General features: G+C 44.4%; 15 protein-coding genes and 1 pseudogene. 15 read left to right on the forward strand and 1 reads right to left on the reverse strand.

Going from position 1 to position 19,683, the window contains the following annotated elements; all coding sequences use genetic code 11:
* Positions 1 to 208 precede the first annotated feature (208 nt).
* From PCH02S_RS14795 to PCH02S_RS14825, 7 genes are all read left to right on the forward strand, one after another.
* Positions 209 to 1,951: a methyl-accepting chemotaxis protein gene (locus PCH02S_RS14795; RefSeq protein WP_127454258.1), complete on the forward strand. Its 1,743-nt coding sequence runs from the start codon at positions 209 to 211 to the stop codon at positions 1,949 to 1,951.
* A 285-nt stretch (positions 1,952 to 2,236) separates the two neighbouring features.
* Positions 2,237 to 3,346, forward strand: coding sequence for a DNA alkylation repair protein (locus PCH02S_RS14800; RefSeq protein ID WP_127454260.1), 1,110 nt, complete (start codon positions 2,237 to 2,239; stop codon positions 3,344 to 3,346).
* A gap of 12 nt (positions 3,347 to 3,358) precedes the next feature.
* On the forward strand, positions 3,359 to 3,820 hold the full coding sequence (locus PCH02S_RS14805; protein ID WP_127454262.1) for a GNAT family N-acetyltransferase: 462 nt from the start codon (positions 3,359 to 3,361) through the stop codon (positions 3,818 to 3,820).
* Between the two features lie 21 nt (positions 3,821 to 3,841).
* Entirely contained in the window at positions 3,842 to 5,005 is a 1,164-nt protein-coding gene (locus PCH02S_RS14810) for an MFS transporter (RefSeq protein ID WP_246069084.1), read from the forward strand.
* A gap of 184 nt (positions 5,006 to 5,189) precedes the next feature.
* Positions 5,190 to 6,470 (forward strand): L-cysteine desulfidase family protein, encoded by a 1,281-nt coding sequence (locus PCH02S_RS14815; RefSeq protein ID WP_127454263.1) that lies wholly within the window; start codon positions 5,190 to 5,192, stop codon positions 6,468 to 6,470.
* 244 nt (positions 6,471 to 6,714) lie between these two features.
* Complete coding sequence (locus tag PCH02S_RS14820; RefSeq protein WP_127454265.1) at positions 6,715 to 7,353, forward strand: cell wall hydrolase; 639 nt, start codon at positions 6,715 to 6,717, stop codon at positions 7,351 to 7,353.
* Positions 7,354 to 7,614: 261 nt separating this feature from the next.
* The gene (locus tag PCH02S_RS14825) at positions 7,615 to 8,250 is read left to right on the forward strand and encodes an FMN-dependent NADH-azoreductase (RefSeq protein ID WP_127454267.1); all 636 of its coding nucleotides are present in this window, start codon (positions 7,615 to 7,617) and stop codon (positions 8,248 to 8,250) included.
* Between the two features lie 82 nt (positions 8,251 to 8,332).
* Here the strand turns inward: PCH02S_RS14825 and hflX are convergent, their stop codons facing one another.
* Positions 8,333 to 9,607 carry a GTPase HflX gene (hflX, locus tag PCH02S_RS14830; RefSeq protein WP_127454269.1) on the reverse strand — a complete coding sequence of 425 codons (1,275 nt, stop codon included), beginning with the start codon at positions 9,605 to 9,607 and terminating at the stop codon, positions 8,333 to 8,335.
* 441 nt (positions 9,608 to 10,048) lie between these two features.
* Here hflX and PCH02S_RS14835 point away from each other — a divergent pair.
* The 8 genes and pseudogenes from PCH02S_RS14835 to PCH02S_RS14870 all read left to right on the forward strand — a co-directional run.
* Positions 10,049 to 10,282, forward strand: a pseudogene (locus PCH02S_RS14835) (DUF1801 domain-containing protein); the annotation flags it as partial.
* Between the two features lie 193 nt (positions 10,283 to 10,475).
* The gene (locus tag PCH02S_RS14840) at positions 10,476 to 11,426 is read left to right on the forward strand and encodes an ABC transporter permease (protein ID WP_127454271.1); all 951 of its coding nucleotides are present in this window, start codon (positions 10,476 to 10,478) and stop codon (positions 11,424 to 11,426) included.
* Positions 11,427 to 11,445: 19 nt separating this feature from the next.
* On the forward strand, positions 11,446 to 12,321 hold the full coding sequence (locus PCH02S_RS14845) for a carbohydrate ABC transporter permease (RefSeq protein WP_164819570.1): 876 nt from the start codon (positions 11,446 to 11,448) through the stop codon (positions 12,319 to 12,321).
* 37 nt (positions 12,322 to 12,358) lie between these two features.
* Positions 12,359 to 13,993 (forward strand): extracellular solute-binding protein, encoded by a 1,635-nt coding sequence (locus PCH02S_RS14850; RefSeq protein ID WP_164819571.1) that lies wholly within the window; start codon positions 12,359 to 12,361, stop codon positions 13,991 to 13,993.
* A gap of 147 nt (positions 13,994 to 14,140) precedes the next feature.
* Entirely contained in the window at positions 14,141 to 16,000 is a 1,860-nt protein-coding gene (locus PCH02S_RS14855) for a sensor histidine kinase (RefSeq protein WP_127454276.1), read from the forward strand.
* A complete protein-coding gene (locus tag PCH02S_RS14860) occupies positions 15,993 to 16,799 on the forward strand; it encodes a response regulator transcription factor (protein ID WP_127454278.1) in 807 nt (268 codons plus the stop codon). The genes PCH02S_RS14855 and PCH02S_RS14860 overlap by 8 nt, the downstream gene beginning before the upstream one ends.
* Before the next feature lie 245 nt (positions 16,800 to 17,044).
* Positions 17,045 to 17,815: an SDR family NAD(P)-dependent oxidoreductase gene (locus PCH02S_RS14865; RefSeq protein ID WP_127454280.1), complete on the forward strand. Its 771-nt coding sequence runs from the start codon at positions 17,045 to 17,047 to the stop codon at positions 17,813 to 17,815.
* Between the two features lie 275 nt (positions 17,816 to 18,090).
* Complete coding sequence (locus PCH02S_RS14870; protein ID WP_127454282.1) at positions 18,091 to 19,569, forward strand: Lsa family ABC-F type ribosomal protection protein; 1,479 nt, start codon at positions 18,091 to 18,093, stop codon at positions 19,567 to 19,569.
* Positions 19,570 to 19,683: the final 114 nt, after the last annotated feature.

A 19,683-nucleotide genomic window follows, 5' to 3' on the forward strand; every position in this document is an offset into this window, starting at 1 on the left:
CCTAAAAAGGCTGTCGAGAATTGAATTCTCGGCAGCCTATTTTCATAGCTCTGATACGCATTATATCAACTATTTACATACTAATTTAAATTAGCTATAAAAAATTCGACGGGTTTCGCCGAAATTAAACATAGGATAATTTATCCTGTAAATTAAAGGGAAAACATGACCCCTTACAACAAAAAGAGAAACTTCGGAGGCTAGCAGAATGAAACTCACGCTGTACAAGAAACTTCTTTGTAGCTTTGTCATTGTTTTAGTGCTTCTCACGGCAATTAGTATCACGTCACAAATGCGGATGAAATCAATGGGTGACACTGCCAAATTAACGACGGATAAAGGACTTCCTTCCGTTATCTTACTGGGTAATTTGAACTATGATTTAAAAAGCCTGGACGATCAAATCCTGCGTATTCAATTTAACATGGAGGATAAGACGAAGCAAAACCTAAGTGGTACTGGCATGTTAGAAGATGAGGCCACCACGTCTCCTGCGGAGAGAGCTCAAACCTTATTTAATGATATTGAAAAGAAAATCAATCAGCTGGATGGGACTTTCCAGGATGAGAAAGATATTCAGATGCTCAAAGTATTCAAAGAGCAGTGGACGCAGTACGCTACCGTTTTTCCTTCTACGCTGGAAGCTGCGCAAAAACACGGTGCTGAAGGTCTGGCGCTTATCCAGGTAGCGGATAGTAATTTGGGAAGCTGCTCGTTGCTGATTGAAATGTTCACCAAACGCATTCAGGAAAATGCGGAAGGATGGGCAGCAGAAGTGGAGCATTCTTATCAGGATGGCATTAAGTGGAATACGATCCTTAGTATCTTTGCTATCATATTAGGCTTAGTTATCTCGTTCCTGATTGCTCGTCACGTCTCCAAACCGATTACGACGATGAGTGCAGCGGCTAGACGCATATCGGATGGGGATCTTTCTGTGAGCTATACAGCATTGAAGCAGAAGGATGAAATCGGAGATCTCAGCGCTTCGTTTGCCCAAATGACGGAGCATATGAGAACTATGATCGAAACGGTGAATGGGCATGCGCAAAGCGTAGCTTCTTCGGCGGAACAACTTCGCATCAGCTCTATTGATATGCAGGAAGTATCCAATCATATCACGCAGACAGTGAAAGACGTAGCTACAGGGGCGGATCAACAGACGCTTACGATGGAAGAAACTTCGCGTTCCATGGAAGAAGTGGGCAGCGGGATATACCGGATGGCCGAAAGTGCTTCAACGATCGCGGAGTCGATCGAATGGACCAAACAGCAGGCAGAAGCGGGTGGCACCTATGTACAGAACACCGTACAGCAGATGGAATCCATTCATGACTCTGTCCATCAGACAGATCAAGTAATGTCTATGTTGGAGAGAAAATCGCAAGAGATCGGGCATATTTTACAAGCAATTCAGGATATTGCACAGCAAACGAATCTTCTGGCACTTAATGCAGCGATTGAAGCGGCTAGAGCAGGAGAGCAGGGACGCGGTTTTGCTGTCGTAGCTTCTGAAGTGCGTAAACTTGCCGAGCAATCCGGGCAATTTTCGGGTGAAATTTCCGCTTTGCTGAGTGAAATTCAAGCAACTGTACATGACTCGGGGGATGCGCTCAGCCAAGTCAAAAATGAAGTTCAAACGGGCATTGAGCTCGTGCAGAAAACCGAGCAAAACTTCGGTGAAATTTTGCAGTCCACTACTTTAGTGGCCTCACAAATCCAGGAAATGGCTGCAACTTCCGAACAAATGTCGGCTGGCGCGCAAGAGATTACGGCATCTGTGCAACAAGTTGCTTCCATTGCCAAGAAAACGGCGGACTCATCCCAGGACGTGTCATCCTCCGCGGTGAATCAGCTTGAGACTACAGGTGAAGTGAGAGTCGCCGCACAATCTTTATCGGAGATGGCTGAAGAGCTCCAGCAGATCCTGGCTCGATTCCGTATTGCTTAGTCCCATACATTTGGAAACCCCACAAACCCTTGCGGTTTGTGGGGTTTTATTCGGAAGGACGCCTAGTGCGTTTTTTTGCGTAGATAAGAAAGTATAAGTTTTTACATTTGCTTCGCTCTACCTTGACAAATGCGCTCGTCCTAAAGGACGACGAAGTCGTTTATCTTTGTATCTCTGTTATAAATTATTCAACCTTCGGTAAATATGACGTACTGTTGTCAGCTTTACTGTGCTATGCTAGATAAGTTCATGGAAGTTGATACGGAGACGGAGGAACTTACAGAGATGGCAGACGCATTAAAAGATATGTACAATCAAGCATTTCTTGAGGAATTCGCAAAAAAAGTTCATAGCGCTTACCAATCTTTCGACGAGGATTCGTTCGTGGAGAAGGTTATGAATGCTGACTGGGCAGATTTAGCGTTGAAACAAAGGATGAGGAAAATTACGCTAACGCTCGGCGATCATCTGCCGCCTTCTTATAGCGAGGCGTTGGCCATTTTATATGCAATTGAAGATACCTGTATTGGTTTTCCTTATTTGTTTTTTCCTGATTTTGTGGAAGTATACGGTCACAACAGCGAGCATTGGGAGATGTCCATGCAAGCACTGGAAAGATTCACATCAAGATCTTCCGCTGAGTTTGCTGTTCGGCCATTTATTTTGCATGATCCCGAACGAATGATGGAGCAGATGTCCGTTTGGGCCGATCATCCGAATGAGCATGTGCGCAGGCTCTCTAGTGAAGGATGCCGTCCGCGTCTTCCTTGGGGGCAAGCGCTTCCGGTGTTTAAGCGGGATCCTGCGCCGGTACTGGGCATTTTGGAGAAGCTGAAGGCCGATCCGTCGCTTTATGTCCGCAAAAGTGTCGCTAATAATTTGAACGATATTGCCAAGGATCATCCGGCGATCGTTCTGGAGACAGCCGCGCGTTGGAAGGGGGACAATCCGGATACGGATTGGATCGTGAGACACGGCTGCAGGACGCTGATTCGCCAAGCGACTCCAGAGGTGCTTGCTCTGTTTGGATATGCAGAGACGCGTGATGACCATCCGCTCGCGGATTACGCAGCAATCATATCCGAGCCGAACGAGCTGATGATTGGCGAGAACTGCGAACTTCGGTACGAAGTTCATGTTCGGCAGGGTGAACCCGTGCATCTGCGTATCGAATACGGAATTGATTTTGTGAAAGCAGGAGGAAAACATTCCCGGAAATTGTTTCTGCTCTCTGATAAAACCGTACCAGGAGGCTCACGACTTACCGCTGCTAGAACCCATCGATGGGCGGACCTGACGACCCGCCGGCATTACCCTGGCGAGCATCGAATTGTTTTACTCGTGAACGGAAAGGAAGTCGCAGAGACCTCCTTAAATTTAACGACAGGAAACTAGGGAGCTGATTCCGTGAGTCCTATTAACATCCAGAAAGTTGAGAATCTGGATACTAATTTATTGCTGCCTTTGGCAGAAGAGAGTGCGAGTGAAGGCTTTCATCACCTAGACCGATTGATTAACGAGTATGCGGATGGGAGTAATCAATTTGATCAAGATGGAGAAGCTTTTTTCATTGCCACGCTGGGCAGTGAGATTGTCGGGGTCTGCGGACTGAACCGGGATCCCTACGCCGATGGTGCAGATGTCGGACGTGTTCGACGGCTTTATGTTCGGGCAAGCGCACGCAGATTTGGAATTGGGCGAATGTTAATGGCGTCGGTTATTGCGGAAGCGAGAAAAAGTTATCACCTGCTTGTCCTTAGAACGGATAACCCTCAGGCTGATATTTTTTATCGCTCGATCGGTTTTTCCATCAACACGGATTCGAATAATCATACACACTTCCTTGTATTGAATGTAACTAATGAATAAAGAATGGACTGGAGATTAGGAATGAATTCTTCTTTGTTTCGAAATCGTGCGTTTATCATTTTGATGATTGGCGAAGCCATCCAAGGCGGAGGCATCTGGACCAGCATTATTGCCAATTTGCAATTTATGCAAAGCCACGTTCCGTCTGATTTAGGCAAAAGTTTAATCCTGATGTGCGGATTATTCCTAGGCGTGCTTATTTCACCTCAAGCCGGTGTGTGGGCCGACCGTTATGATAAGAAAAAAATCCTGCTCATATCAGGTTTTTTTCGTTGTCTTGCTCCGATTTGTATGTTCGCTGCATTATATTACCAATCTGTCGCAATCATGCTATTGTCTGTAGTCATTATGCAGTTAGCCGCGACAGTCTATATGCCTACCGTGCAAGCTGCACTGCCGGCAGTCGTTTCAGCATCTGATCTGCTGAAGGCGAATACCGTAAATTTCAATGTGACTACAATAGCAAGGATTGGCGGTACAGCTGTTGCGGGCATCTTGGTTGCCGTCATGAATTTATATACAGTGTATGCATTGTCGCTTGTATTTTACGTGATTCTTGTCCTGCTAATTACGCAGTTGAAGATTACAAATATTACGGATACAACATTGGTTAAAAAGAAGGAGAAAATCCGTTTCTCTGAGCTTTTTCCGTTCATCCGGCAAGAACCAGCTGTCCTCATAGCACTTATCAATAGCGGTATGATCACTTTGTTCTTGGGTGGTTTCAATTTGCTTGTGCTTAAATTTAGCCAAGTCCAACACAAGCCGGAACTGATGGGATGGATCTATTCCATTGAAGGAATGAGCATTTTAATCGTAGGTTTATTTGCCAAACGGGTGATCGGCAAGCGAAATCTGGTAACCAGTTCTACACTATTTATGTTACTGTTTGCAATTTCATTTGCTGGCATGTCCTTTAGCGAGAACACCTCTGCCGTACTTGGCTCTTTTGTTTTATTCGGCTGTGCCGTCGCTTTTTTCTTTCCGATGGTATCGACACTTTTCCAAATCAAAGTGCCGCAAGACGTTCAAGGCCGTTTTTTCTCATTTCGAGGAATGCTTGACCGCGTCATGTTCCAGGTTGCGCTGCTTGCGACGGGGGCATGTCTGGATTGGTTTGGGATCTCAACCTATTTATTAACATTGGCCGTCCTTACGTCCTTACCATTGCAAGTGGTATTTTGACCCTGATCTTGGCCAAACAAAAGTCTGTGGATGTGCGGCAGCCCCCCATTCGAGAAACGGTCAAAGGTTAAGGGAAATTACGGCTGTACCCAATATTAGTGAGTTGTACGAAATGAAGCAGTTATAGTATATTTTATTCATCATTCAAAAGGTCATTGTACCTTTCGGGGCTAGGGGGTACGTCTTGAATTCGGAGACATTCATTCACATACTTAGAAATGAACTTGTTGTTGCACTTGGCTGCACAGAGCCCGTTGCGATTGCATTAGCAGCAGCTAAGGCAAGAACATATGTTGGCGGTAATATCAACAAAATTACAGTTTACGCTAGTGCAGGCATCATTAAGAACGCATTAGCCGTCGGCATACCTGGCACGGGTCAGACAGGGATCGATTTTGTAGCTGCGTTAGGGGCGATTGCCGGTAATGCGGAGAAACAATTGGAAGTACTTGCTGATATTGACCCAGTCGCCATTTCCAAAGCTCGGACAATGGTCGATGAAGGTATTTCTGTGGTTCATCTCGCTGATACACCAACCAAACTATACATTGAAGTTATGATTGAAGCTGAGCAAAGGTATGCAAAGGTTGTCATTACCGATAATCATACGAATATCACGTTGATAGAAGTCGATGGGAAGATCGTGGATACCGGAGGCTGTGCAAACGCGAGCTTTAAGAGCTCTAAGGAAGATCGGAACTCGCTCACGATCGATTCGATTGTTGACTTCGTGAATGCCGTCGATCTTGGAGAGCTTAGTTTGGTCAAGCAAAGCATAGAATTGAATCGCAAGGCAGGGTTAGACGGCCTTACACATTCGTACGGACTTGAGGTCGGGAAGACGATAAAAGAAAACGTGCAGCGGGGTATTTTATCCGATGATCTCATTTCCCATGCGATGGCGCTCGCAGCAGCAGGTTCGGATGCCCGTATGGCGGGCTCCACGATGCCTGTCATGGCGAATTCAGGAAGCGGCAATCAAGGGATTGCCGCGACGAATCCTGTCATCGCGGCAGCAGAGAGGCTCGGCGCCTCCGAGGAGCAGCTCATTCGCGCGGTTGCTCTAAGCCATTTGGTGACGATTCATATCAAATCGAAGTTTGGGCGATTATCCGCGTTATGCGGAGTGACCGTATCGGGTACGGGCGCCAGCTGCGGGATTACCTATTTGCTGGGCGGAGGGAAACCGGAGATCCGGGCTGCAATTCAGAACATGCTTGGCAATGTGACCGGGATGATGTGCGATGGGGCCAAAGGCGGCTGCGCCATGAAAGTTGCGACTTGTACAAGCGCAGCGGTACAATCTGCGCTTCTGGCGTCAAGAGGGAAGTCCATCTCCTCAACAAATGGATTCATTGAAAATGACGCCGAGAAGACCATCGAGAACTTCTGTCGGATCGGGAATGAGGCAACGTCCGAGATGGATAAACTAGTTCTCGAAATGATGTTAAATAAGGAATTATAAGCGATTAGCAGCGGTTATTTCATACATTTCGAACGGTAAGGACTTGGGGATTAAGCCTCAAGTCCTTTTTTTGCGACCTTTATCGGGATGACCTCCCGAAGTGTATAGGTACAGCTGGAAGCTGGTCTTTATTTGTAGAGCGTATATGGCGACAACTTGCGTCGGATCAACACCCCTAAATTTGTAATGCTGTATGTTGTTTCCACATGCAGCGCGTAAAAGGAAGAGGAGGTTATCTTGAAACATGAAGAAAAAAGTACAGGCTCTAATCTGCATTTGTTCCTTAGGTATCATGGGGATGGCGCTTCCGGTTAGCGCACAATCATTATCCCAGGGCACGCAAAGTGACCAAGTTTTGGATCTGCAAGAAAGATTAAGTGCACTTGGCTACTTTCATGCTGGAATTACGGGTTACTATGGCAGCCAAACGAAGAGTGCTGTTAAGAAATTTCAAGCCAGCTACGGCTTGACGGTTGACGGTGAAGCCGACTCACTGACATTGTCGAAATTAAAAAAAACGATTTCACCCAAACAGTCGGTGCTGGATGAGCTGGCACGAATCATTCATTCCGAAGCTCGCGGTGAATCCTTCTTGGGTCAAGTTGCCGTTGGAGCCGTCATTCTGAATCGTGTTCAATCCGAACAATTTCCAGATTCCATCACGGAAGTCATTCATCAACCTGGCCAATTTTCATCCGTTGATGATGGTCAATTTGCTCTCAAACCTAACGAAACAGCTTACCGCGCGGCAGCAGCCGCTTTGAATGGCGCGGATCCAACAACAGGAGCTCTCTATTTTTATAATCCGGTCACTGCCACAGCATCTTGGAGTAAAAGCAGAATCAAGAAGATTGCGATTGGTCATCACACATTTACCATTTAGACCTTGTAAGGCTGCCTTGCGCAGTCTTTTTTCAGTAGATAAGAAAGTATAAGTTTTATACTTTTGCTTCGGCTCTACCTTGACAAACGCGTTCGTACTAAAAGGACGACGAAGTCGTTTATCCTTGGTATGATTAAAAACGCTTACTTATGTAGTGTTATACAGTGAAAGTAGATAAATAACATTTTGCTTGCAACTTATTAAAAATAAGTTATAATAGAAATTGTAACAAATAAAATTACAGAATGTGAGAGTGAAACCATGGCAACTGTACTTTATATTACGGCAAACCCTAACGATCACCAAGCTTCCTATAGCATGGCGGTGGGTAAAGAATTTATCGAAACATACCGTGAAGCAAATCCTGGTGACGAAGTTATCCATATTGATTTGTTCAAAACTAATATTCCACAAATCGATGGCGATGTATTGAGCGGCTGGGGTAAACTTGGCTCTGGAACTGAATTCAGTGCACTAACGGCAGATGAGCAAGCTAAAATCGCGCGTCTTGGTGAAATTGTGGATCAATACATATCCGCAGACAAATACGTGTATGTATCACCAATGTGGAACTTCTCGTTCCCTCCAGTTATGAAAGCTTACATCGATGCGATCTGTGCAGCTGGTAAAACGTTCAAATATACAGCTGAAGGTCCTGTTGGCTTGCTTAACAACAAAAAAGCACTTCACATTCAAGCATCTGGCGGCGTATACTCGGAAGGTCCAGCAGTTGGATTCGAGAGTGGTCACAGCTACTTGAAAAAAATCATGATGTTCACTGGCGTACCTAGCTTCGAAGGTATCTTCGTTGAAGGTATGGCTGCTGCACCTGATAAAGCTGCAGAAATCAAAGCTAATGCAATCGTTAAAGCGAAAGAAGTTGCAAAGCAATTCTAAGATTTATACCTTATATCGAAACAGCGCATCTTTTCAGATGCGCTGTTTTTCTATTTTCAGTTGAAGGTATCTTTCTCACATCTTAAAGTTGCTGAAAATCATCGCGAAACTGATGATAATCGGATACGCGGCATTCCAGCTTGAGACGGGTCCCATCCGGTTCATAGTTCGTTGACTGAATATGGGCATGTTCATTGAAATAGGCGACCAATCGACCCTGCTCATAGGGGATTAATATTTCGCATGCCATGTAATTTTGGAAGATGCGGTCGCGAATCAGCTGAGTGAGCTCTTCCATGCCGCTTTGCTGTCTGGCAGAAAGATAGACGAGATCCTTTTCTACTCGAGGATAGGCATGCTCCGTCAAATCAGATTTGTTGTAGGCAAAAATCATGGGAATATGATCTGCACCCAGCTCTTTCAACGTGTCATTGGTCACTTGAATATGCTTCTCGTAATCGGGATTAGAGATGTCTACGACTTGAATTAACAGATCAGCTTCTGAGACTTCCTCCAAAGTAGAGCGAAATGCTTTAATTAAATGGTGGGGAAGTTGGCTAACAAACCCTACCGTGTCTGTTAACAGAAATGTTTTACGGTCGGGCAAGGTGATGCTGCGAACAGAGGTCTCCAACGTGGCGAACAACATGTCTTTGGTAAAGACTTGTTTATGCTGCTTATCTGCTCGCGGATTGTACTGTTCGATCATGGCATTCATCAAACTTGATTTCCCGGCGTTCGTATAGCCAACGACACATATAACCGGCACCTCATTTTTGCGCCGCTGCTTCCGTTGTGTTTGGCGACGGCCAACGAGCTTCTCTAACTCGGATTGTAAAGCTGCGATACGATCTTCGATTTTACGGCGGTCAAGCTCGAGCTTTGTTTCACCCGAACCTCGATTTTTTAAGCCTGCTCCGCCACCTTGGCGTCCTAAAGACTCACGCAGTCCGACGAGTCTGGGAAGCATATAGTGGAGCTCCGCGACTTCAACTTGCAGCTGTGCTTCCCGTGTTTGAGCGCGCTCTCCGAAAATATCCAGAATCAAGATCGTTCTGTCAATGACTTTGCAGTCAAGGGAGGATTCCAGATTTCGAATCTGAGAAGGAGTTAATTCATCGTTACATATGACTACTGATGCGTCCTTGTCGCTGAATAGAGCGGCTAACTCTTGAATTTTTCCCGTTCCGATGTAATGGGAGGGATTTACACGCGTAACTTTCTGTGATAACTCGCCAACCACATCAATGTGACAGGCTTCAGCCAGGTTGCTTAATTCCTCCATCGAATAAGCAAAATCCGATCGGTTCCATAGTTGGACACCGATAATAATCGCTTTCTCTTTCTGTTGTTCCATAGGTCATCATCCTTTCAAATTGGGAAATAAAAGAAACAACACAAGCGACAGGCTTGTGTTGTCAGTGGTTGAGAGGACGTTGACTATCGCTGTGAGTACAAGAAAGCAAACAGCAGTTGGAATAGAAGATACTTCACCTTCTTACAACTGAGCTTCTTGGTCACCGATAGGTGCAACAAATCAGGGGTATAAATGGACAAACTTATCCTGAGTCCTCTGTACACAGACAGAATCTTGAGCGCTATTCAATTAGCCGCGCAAAGATCTAACTCGGATAAAATCTATCACACGTAACCCCTCCGTTCGTTTTAATTAATATCAGATTAACACAAGATCAATCTCCTTGGCACTATGAAGGAATTATTATAGTTATTTTTTATTGGCGGACGATAAAAGTGAGTGATTTTGACAAGCCACAGCGACTCATGATACGTTACTTTCAGCGGACATGAAGGCAATGCGCCGTTTGTTGGATTTTCGCCAAGGAAAGGCAAAATTTGTTTGTATTTCGCAACAGGTGACTCGCAGCGGGAATCACTCCTGAGGGATTTGGGAAAACATACGACCGGGAAAGCCTGTATTTATATTAATAAAGTGGATGACATCCATGTAGATGTCTTAAGGTCGTTAATTAAGCAATCGATACAGTTCCTGAAAGAGACATATCCGGATTAAATAGGGGATGGAGCATGTTCTAGCGATGCTTCATCCCTTATTTTTTGGAAACTCCCGGCCGAAATAAGACTTTTCCCCTGCTTTTTTGTCCTTCGCTCGGGTTTTCCACCTTGTTGATTTCCGATAAGCTTAGTCATGTAAACAATCTAACTCAGAAAGGTTAGTTATAGAGGTCGGACTGGAGGGGATAGTAATGGAACTGGTGACCGCCAGAATCACAGATGCAAAAGAAAAGCCGTTACACAAGCAGATAAGGAGGATTTGGAAATATAAGTTGTTGTATGTTCTGTTAGTTCCAGCATTTTTATGGGTTCTTATTTTTGATTATCTTCCGCTTTACGGGGTTAGCATTGCTTTTATGGATTACAACGCTATACAGGGTTTTTCGGGCAGCCATTGGGCAGGTGTCAAATATTTTCAGATGCTGTTTGAATCGGAGATGTTTCTGAACGCGTTCAAGAACACACTGCTCATTAGCTTGTACAAAATGATAAGCGGTTTTTTATGTCCTATTTTGCTAGCGCTTGCATTAAATGAAGTTCGAGTTGCCTGGTTCAAAAAATCGCTCCAAACCGCTGTTTATTTGCCAAGGTTCGTTTCCTGGGTCGTTTATGGAGGGATTATCACACTGCTCCTATCGCCGGAAACTGGAGTTATTAATAAAATCGTTGCGTTTTTTGGTGGCGATCCTGTTTATCTGCTTGTTGAACCCGCGTATTTTCGAACGATCCTGGTTGTTACGGATGCCATGAAGGAAATGGGCTGGGCGGCTATCATCTATATTGCGGCAATTGCCGGACTTAACCCGGAGGTGTATGAAGCGGCCATGATGGACGGTGCGACACGGTTTCAGCGTATTGTTCATGTTACCTTGCCAGGAATTACAGGAACAATCATCGTCATTTTCATCCTTAGGGTTGGATACATCATGAGCGCAGGGCTTGATCAAGTCATTAACTTATACAATCCGATGGTTTTTGAAGTCGGAGATATACTTGATACTTACATTTACCGTGTTGGAATTGAGCAGTTTAATCTAAGCCTTGCCGCTGCAGCAGACGTTATCAAAGGAGTAATTGGTCTTGTATTGATGGTTGCCGCCAATCAGATAGCCAAACGGTTCAATGATTCCGGCATTTTCTGATAAAAGGGGAAGAGTACCGATGAAGCAAACGAAAGGCGAGAACGTTTTTGTCGCCACGAATTATTTAATACTAACGATCATTACCTTCGTCATTATCATCCCTTTCTGGTATGTAATTTCCGTATCTATAACGCCTTATCACATTTTCAGTGAAAAGGACGGTTTGATTTTATTTCCAACATCGTTCAGTTTGGAGTACTATGCGTATTTGCTGAAGGAAGGATCGCTAATTTTTGCGGCTTATGGCAATACGATCCGCAATACGGCAGGAGGCGTTCTGCTTGCCTTGTTCCTTACGACTACAGCTGCTTACGCGCTTGCGGAGAAGAAATTGCCCGGGCGCAGAATCTTTATGCTTTATTTCATCTTTACCATGCTGTTTAAAGGGGGTATGATTCCCACCTATATCACGATTAAACAGTTAGGATTGTTGAACACAAATTATGTGCTAATTTTGGTGATGGCTTATAGCGCTTTCAATATGATCATCATGAAATCCTTCTTTGAAGGTATCCCCGAAAGCTTGCGTGAATCCGCTTCCATAGATGGGGCATCCGAACTTAGAGTTCTATGGCAGATTGTTCTGCCGTTATCCAAGCCGGTTATCGCAACGATAGGGCTGCTCTATTTGGTGGTTTACTGGAACGATTTCTTCAATGCTATGTTGTATGTCACAGATTGGCACAAAGCGCCAGTACAGCTCGTATTACGCACCATTATTGCCAGTTCCAGCCTTCCGCCGGAGCTGCTTGAAGCAGCAGGGGCTACGCCGCCGCCTACCATAGGCATCCAAATGGCCGCAATTGTGATTGTTGCGTTGCCAATGATGCTGATTTACCCGTTTATTCAAAAGCACTTTGAACAAGGGATGCTGATTGGTTCTGTGAAGGGTTAGAAATATAATGAAGACAAGTCTAGGAGGTCATATCAACATGTCAAATCAAGGTAAAGTTTGGTCGTACAGCGCATTTGCAGTCATACTGGCAGGGAGCGTAACGCTTGCAGGATGCAGCAAAGCTGTCGATCCGGTTGCTGCGACGTCTTCGCCCACTGGAATCACTGGATCAGCAGTGCCAATAAGTGATGCGCCTTATGAACTGAAATGGCTAAAAGGGCAGGATATATCCAAACCTTATGATCCTTCGAAAGATCTCATCATGCACACCATAGAGAAGAAACTGAACATTAAAATCATTCCGGAAATGGTCGATGTCCAACAGTATAAAACAAAGTTGAATCTGAAGATGTCGAGCGGAGACATTCCCGATGTGGTGCGGATTGATTTTGCCGATGATTTCCAAAAGTATGCCCAACAAGGCGCTTTTTACGATCTTACGAATCTTATTAATGAAAAAGATACCCCGAATATTCTCAAGGAGGTACCCAAAGAAGTTTTCGAGCAGGCCAAAGTAAACGGCAAAATTTACGGCATTCCTTATCAAGGGGGGCCGGGAGCAGGATACCGCTGGAATTTAGTCCTGCGTAAGGATTATTTGGAGAGTGCGGGCACCCAGGTACCCAAAACACTAGATGAGTATTACGACCTGCTCAAAAAAATCAAAGCGGCTAAACCGGATGTTATCCCGTTAGGCGGCTATACGGCGCAAATCGGCCAGCAGAAATATGCCAATAACTCATTTGACCATATTTTTGGTGCATTTGGCGTAACTCCGGGTTATTTTACTGAGAAGAACGGTACATTCAGCAATTATGATATTGATCCGAAAATGAAAGATGCCCTGCTTTATTTGCAGAAAATGTATGCGGAAGGGCTCATCGATAAAGAATTCGCGACCATTAAAGAAGAGCAGCTGCGGGCGAAGCTGTTCAGTGGAAAACTATTTTCGTGGATGGGCTGGTGGTCAACACCGAATGACTATGACACCCAAGTGGAAACCAATGAACTCAAGAAAAGCGGGAAGCTCGCTACCGACGGGAAGTTGCCCGATCAGTCCTTTCAACCGCTTAAATATTTGACTTTGACGGACTCCATTGTCGGTTCGGATGGTAAAGCCGTAGCGCCGGCTGGAGCGCCATTCGGACAAATGCACGCCATCAGTGCGAAAACGAAAGATCCTAAAAAGGTTCTGTCCATCATCGAAAATTCCTTGTCACTGGAGAACCAAATGCTAACCGTATGGGGCATAGAAGGGGAAGACTACAAAATCGATAACGGCAAGATGAAGTTGGTTACCGATTTACTTGATCCCAAGACACAACAAGATAAGAACGGGAATTTCCGTGGTGTTCAAAGCTATCTGTTCGCACCAGGTTTGAAAGGCTGGCCTCGATATTTGGAGTCGCTGCCGCTTAGACAATCGCAGGCTTTGGATGTAGCCATCAACAACAAATTTCAAATTACGGATGCCTCCAACTATCTGGATTCACCTACGAAAATCGCTAAACTTGTAGAACTGAACACGATGCGGGATTCCGTCTTTACACAAATTATTATGGGTGCGGACGGGAAAAAGTTCGACGAATTTGTGGAGAAATGGAAATCGCAAGGCGGCACACAAATCCTTAGTGAATTAGAAGCTTCTTTTAAGAAAAAATCAGGTATGTAGAACATGAACCAACATGTGCAGGACGGTACTGATCATTTGGTGTATGATTAAGCTATAGTCGGACCGCAACTGAATGGCTGGAGCCCCTCTGGAAATATGAACAGCTGGGGCTTCTGCGATAACACCGGTGAAAAAGGGTAGGTATGAATGGCTATTCGGATACGAAAACAAAAAGGCAACTCAGGATTATTGTCCAGGCTCAGTCTTCCGATATTTGCATTGATTGTCACATTCATCGCACTATTTGCGGCGGCAGCCAGTTACATCCTTATCCGTTTGCAGAACGACCATTCCGTCAAGATGGCTGAGCAATCCATGAAATTCGTTTATAGAAATATCGAATATCAATTTGATACGATGAATAACGTAGCGGCATTTGTTTTAAGCAATCAATCCATTGAAAATTTGCTCATGAATACCTATCAACAGCCTTACGAAGCGGCAGACGATTACTACACCTTACAGACGAATTTGCAAAATCTTTCTTTATTGTCACTCCTGAACGATTTCGGCTCAGGTAATATCGCGCAGCAATCGTACGTCGTATCCGTTATATTGGAACCGGAGAGCGGGCTATATGCGATGGCTCCGGATCATTTTTATCCGACTACAGGAATTTATAAAAATAGCGATTTGCAAAATCAAGAATGGTTTCAAAGTCTGAACAGCGGGAAACAACAGAATGCTTGGTGGGGTCAAAAGACGGATTCAAACCTAGCCATGATTTATTCCGCAAGGAAAAAAGCAAGCCTCAAAGACGGCCGAAGCATCGGTACGGTGATTGTCGGTGCGGATACCCGCAGCATTAAAGGTGTGTTCGATAATGCTCCTCTAGATCAGGGCTTTCATCTGCTGCTTGACCAAAACAATCGTGTCATTTATGGCGAGCGCCACGACTTTCTATCGAATGCCGGAGAACTGCCCTATGTTTCTCAATTAAAAGGAGCCGAAGGCACCATTGAAACGAAAATAGATGGCGAAACTTACAGGGTCATGTTCCAAACGTTGAAGAATGGGTGGAAGCTTCTCGCCGTAGCTCCCAACAGTCATTTCAGCAGGTACACTTTTGCCATTTCGGCCATTGGCGCAGCCACGGCAGCAGCGGCCTTACTCATAGCGGGGTTATGGCTCCGAAGGATCGTCGTGAGGGTCACTGTCCCTATTACTAAACTGGTAACAGCCATACAGCGGCCGGAAGTTGTGGAGTTCAAAGTGCCGCTTCCGTCGCAAAGAACAGGGATCTATGAAGTTGATGAGCTGAACCAAAAGTTCGCATCTATGCTCGTAACGATTCATAGTCTGATCGAGAAGTCGTTTACCGAAGAAATAGAACGCCGTCAACTTCAATTGGAGCTGTTACATGCCCAAATCAATCCTCATTTCCTATACAACACTTTGGATTTAATTAACTGCAGGGCTATTATGGCAGGAGATCGGGAGACGAGTCAGATTGTCCGATCGCTTGCCAACGTCTTTCGCTACGGCTTGAATCGGGGGCAAACCTGGATTTCCCTGGAAGATGAGATCAAACAAGTTGAAGCTTATCTTCATATACAGCAAATGATGATCGACGATTTGACCTTTGAAATCCAACTACCGAGTGAACTTCGGTCTGCATCTGTCGTTCATCTCATTTTGCAACCGCTAGCAGAAAACGCTATCATTCATGGATTTGCTGAACGTAAGACGGGCTGCCGAATTCTCATTTCTGCCAGAGTAGAGCAGGGAGAGCTTGCAATCAGAATCGAAGATAACGGCCGTGGCTGTGATGCGGATAAAATGAATCGTATGCTTGGGCAGCATTTTGTACGAGACGAACAATTTTCACTCGAAGCAGGAAGCGGGTACGGCACTATGAATGTACACAGGAGAATTCAATTGTTTGTCGGAGACGAATATGGCTTGCGGTATCTAAAAGTTGCGGAGGGTATGGGCACCTGCGTCGAAGTTATTATGCCTTATCGTTCAGAACAAGCTGTAGCCAGAAAGGAGGCTTCGAATGTTTAAGCTGCTGATCGCGGAAGATGTAAGAATCGTGCGAGAGACTTTGGTTCGTGCGATTCATTGGAAGGCACTTGATATACAGCTTCTAGGAGCTGTAGAGAATGGGCAAGAGGTGCTTGGCTGGTTAGATCGCGAGAAACCGGATCTTCTCTTGACAGATATCGGCATGCCCAAGATGAATGGATTGGAATTGATTGAGATTATCAAATCCCGTAACCCGGATATTCGTTGTATCATTTTATCAGGGCTAAACGAGTTTGAGCATGCCAGACAGGCCATTAAGCTGCAAGTGCTAGATTATGTGCTGAAACCAATTGATCCGGATGCCATTGAGAAAGTACTTGCAAATGCGGTTGAAGTGCTGCGCAAGGAGAGGGAAGAACGTCTCGCGCTAAACATCGCGGAGAAAGCAGCCAAGGAATCGCTTCCCAATTTGACTGAAACCATGCTTCATATGGAATGGAGCGGGAATTTAAAAAAGAAGAAGCTGGTTGAACAGGCGATCCAGTATATGAAAGAAGGTTATATGCGCAAGGAGTTGTCACTATCGGATGTAGCGAATGCCGTAGGGTTAAGCGAAAAATATTTAAACCTGCTGGTTAAAGAAGTAACAGGGGCAACGATGAACCATGCCATTATTCGTCTTCGTATGGAAGAGGCAGCACGGCTTCTGAAGGATCCAGCCATTAAAATCTATGAAGTCTGCGACAGAATCGGGTACACAGATCAGGATCATTTCAGAGAGAGCTTTAAGAAGCAGTATGGGGCTACGCCTTCTGAATATCGGAACAAGTTTTTATAACGTTGCTCATACTAGTTGTTTTCCCCACATATTCAGTTCATTATTCAGCGAATAGAAGGGTAGTGTGAAATACGAGAATGATCGTTACAAAATAATTCTTTACTGATCGTTCTCGATATGCTAAGATACTTTCAGTAAGGACGACGTCATCCTGTTTCAAAAAATGAAACAGAGCGTGACTGTTTTTTTTGATAATTCAAGAACGATCATTCTTAAAAAATCATACGCTAAAGGAGAGATACAAGATGGGAAAATTGAATGGGAAAGTTGCTTTAATTACAGGTGGAAGCAGCGGAATTGGTTTTGAAACGGCAAAATTATATGTGGCCGAAGGTGCGAAGGTGGTTATTACCGGTCGTAATCAGGAAGCGTTGAACGCGGCAGTTGAGAAGCTTGGTGTATCTAACGTACTTGGAGTGCAGGCAGATGCGACTGATCCAACAAGTGCAGAAGAAGCTGTATCCAAAGCGATCGAGACATTCGGTCGTCTAGATGTTGTTTTCGCTAATGCGGGTATTTCCGGTTATACGCCTGTTGGCGGGACTGAGCTCACTCTTTTTGAGAAAATTATGCAAGTTAACGTGACTGGCGTATTTTTCACCGTTCAAGCTGCTTTGCCTCATCTGAAAACAGGAGCTTCCGTGATCTTAAACGGCTCCGTGCTTGCTAAAGGAGGAAGCCCAGGTTATGCTGCTTATGCCGCAAGTAAAGGTGCAGTGACCAGTATGGCCAGAGTGTTCGTTTCTGAATTATCACCACGCGGTATTCGAGTAAACACGATTGTCCCAGGTGCTACGCGGACGCCAATCTGGGGTCAACCAGAGGGATTGTCAAAAGTTGAAGCCGCGTTAGCGCCTAAGATTCCTATGAATCGTTTGGGTGAACCTGTGGAGATCGCCAATGTGGCTTTGTTCCTGGCTTCTGATGATTCATCCTTTGTTCAGGGGGCTGAAATTAGCGTAGATGGTGGCGCTGGATCATCCCCGATGGGCGCTCCAGCTTATCGTCAGGCTTAATTGTATTGATTTTTAAAAATGAGTTTGTTATACTTTATTTAAATTTTCAGGAGTGGAGTTGAAAGCATAATGTAGGTTTTCTTGCTAACGGTAAAACATTAAAGCGATTTTTCGCATGTTTTATTTCGTATGCAAGAAAGTTACATTATCTTTCACTCAAACGATACAAGATATCCTTATTTAACTCCGTCCAGGGGTTAATTAACTGTATTTATTTGAGCTACAAGAATGTAACTTTCTTGTAGCTTTTATTTTTTATACAGGAGGATTTGTTTATGTCATTAATAAACGTTACAAACTTGACGTTCGCTTACGATGGAAGTTACGATAACATATTCGAAAACGTTAATTTCCAAATCGATACCGATTGGAAATTAGGCTTTACAGGAAGAAACGGAAGAGGGAAAACAACGTTCCTCAACCTGCTGCTTGGTAAACTTGAATACAGTGGATACATTTCCGCTAATGTAACCTTCGAATATTTCCCGTTTCCCGTTGAGAACAAAAGCAACAATACGATAGATGTCATCAGTGACATTTATCCCGACTATATTCACTGGCAGTTAATGCGCGAGCTTTCACTGTTAAAGGTTTCCGAGGATGTTTTGTACCGGCCATTTGACTCCTTATCCAACGGAGAGCAAACGAAAGTGCTGCTGGCTACATTGTTCATCAAAGAGAACAGTTTTCTTTTAATTGATGAGCCGACCAACCATCTGGATATGAAAGCAAGAAAACTCGTTAGCGATTATCTCAAATCGAAAAGTGGATTTATCTTGGTATCCCATGACAGATCCTTTCTCGATAACTGTGTAGATCACATTTTATCCATCAATAAGACCAATATTGAAATTCAAAAAGGTAATTTTTCAAGCTGGTGGGAAAATAAGTCGCGGCAAGATCACTTCGAGCTGGCAGAGAACGAAAAACTTCGAAAAGACATCAAACGATTGTCAGATTCCGCCAAAAGGACGGGGAACTGGTCGCACGAAGTGGAAAAAACAAAAAACGGAACAAGAAATTCCGGTTCCAAGGTAGATAAAGGCTATATTGGCCATAAAGCTGCTAAAATGATGAAACGATCTAAAGCCATTGAGCAAAGACAGCATTCGGCCATCCAGGAAAAGTCCAAACTTCTCAAAAATATCGAGAGCTCAGAAAGCTTAGAGATTTCGCAGCTTGCTTTTCACAAAAATCAGCTGGTTGAGCTTGATCATGTTTCCATTTATTACGGTGAGAAGACCGTATGCTCAGATCTAAGTTTCTCGATTGATCAAGGTGAGCGTATTGCGCTTTCAGGTCAAAATGGCTCTGGAAAATCAAGTATCATCAAGCTAATTTGCGGCGAGGATATGAATTATACAGGCAACATTCGAAAGGACAGCCAGTTAAAAATATCCTATGTTTCGCAAGACACATCGCACCTTCATGGAAATCTATCTGATTATGCTGCCGAATGTGGGATTGATGAAAGTCTTTTTAAATCCATTTTAAGAAAGCTGGATTTTTCCAGAATTCAGTTTGACAAGGATATTTCATCGTATAGCGGCGGACAAAAGAAAAAAGTATTAATTGCAAAAAGTCTGAGTGAGCAGGTACATTTACACATTTGGGATGAACCGCTTAATTTTATTGATGTCATTTCTCGGATGCAAATTGAAGACTTGCTGCTCGAATATTCACCGACGATTCTGTTCGTGGAGCATGACCGAGAATTTTGCCTTAACGTTGCTACTAAAATAGTAGAGCTCTAGATCTAAAGCTGCCGTGCTTAGAAACGGCAGCTTTATTAGTTCTAACGCAGTTCTCATGTGAAAAATGGAATGTCATCGAATTTTTGTGTGGCTCAAACCCATCATTCTATGTTA

Source organism: Paenibacillus chondroitinus NBRC 15376, assembly GCF_004000765.1.
Classification (GTDB): Bacteria; Bacillota; Bacilli; order Paenibacillales; family NBRC-103111; genus Paenibacillus_E; species Paenibacillus_E chondroitinus.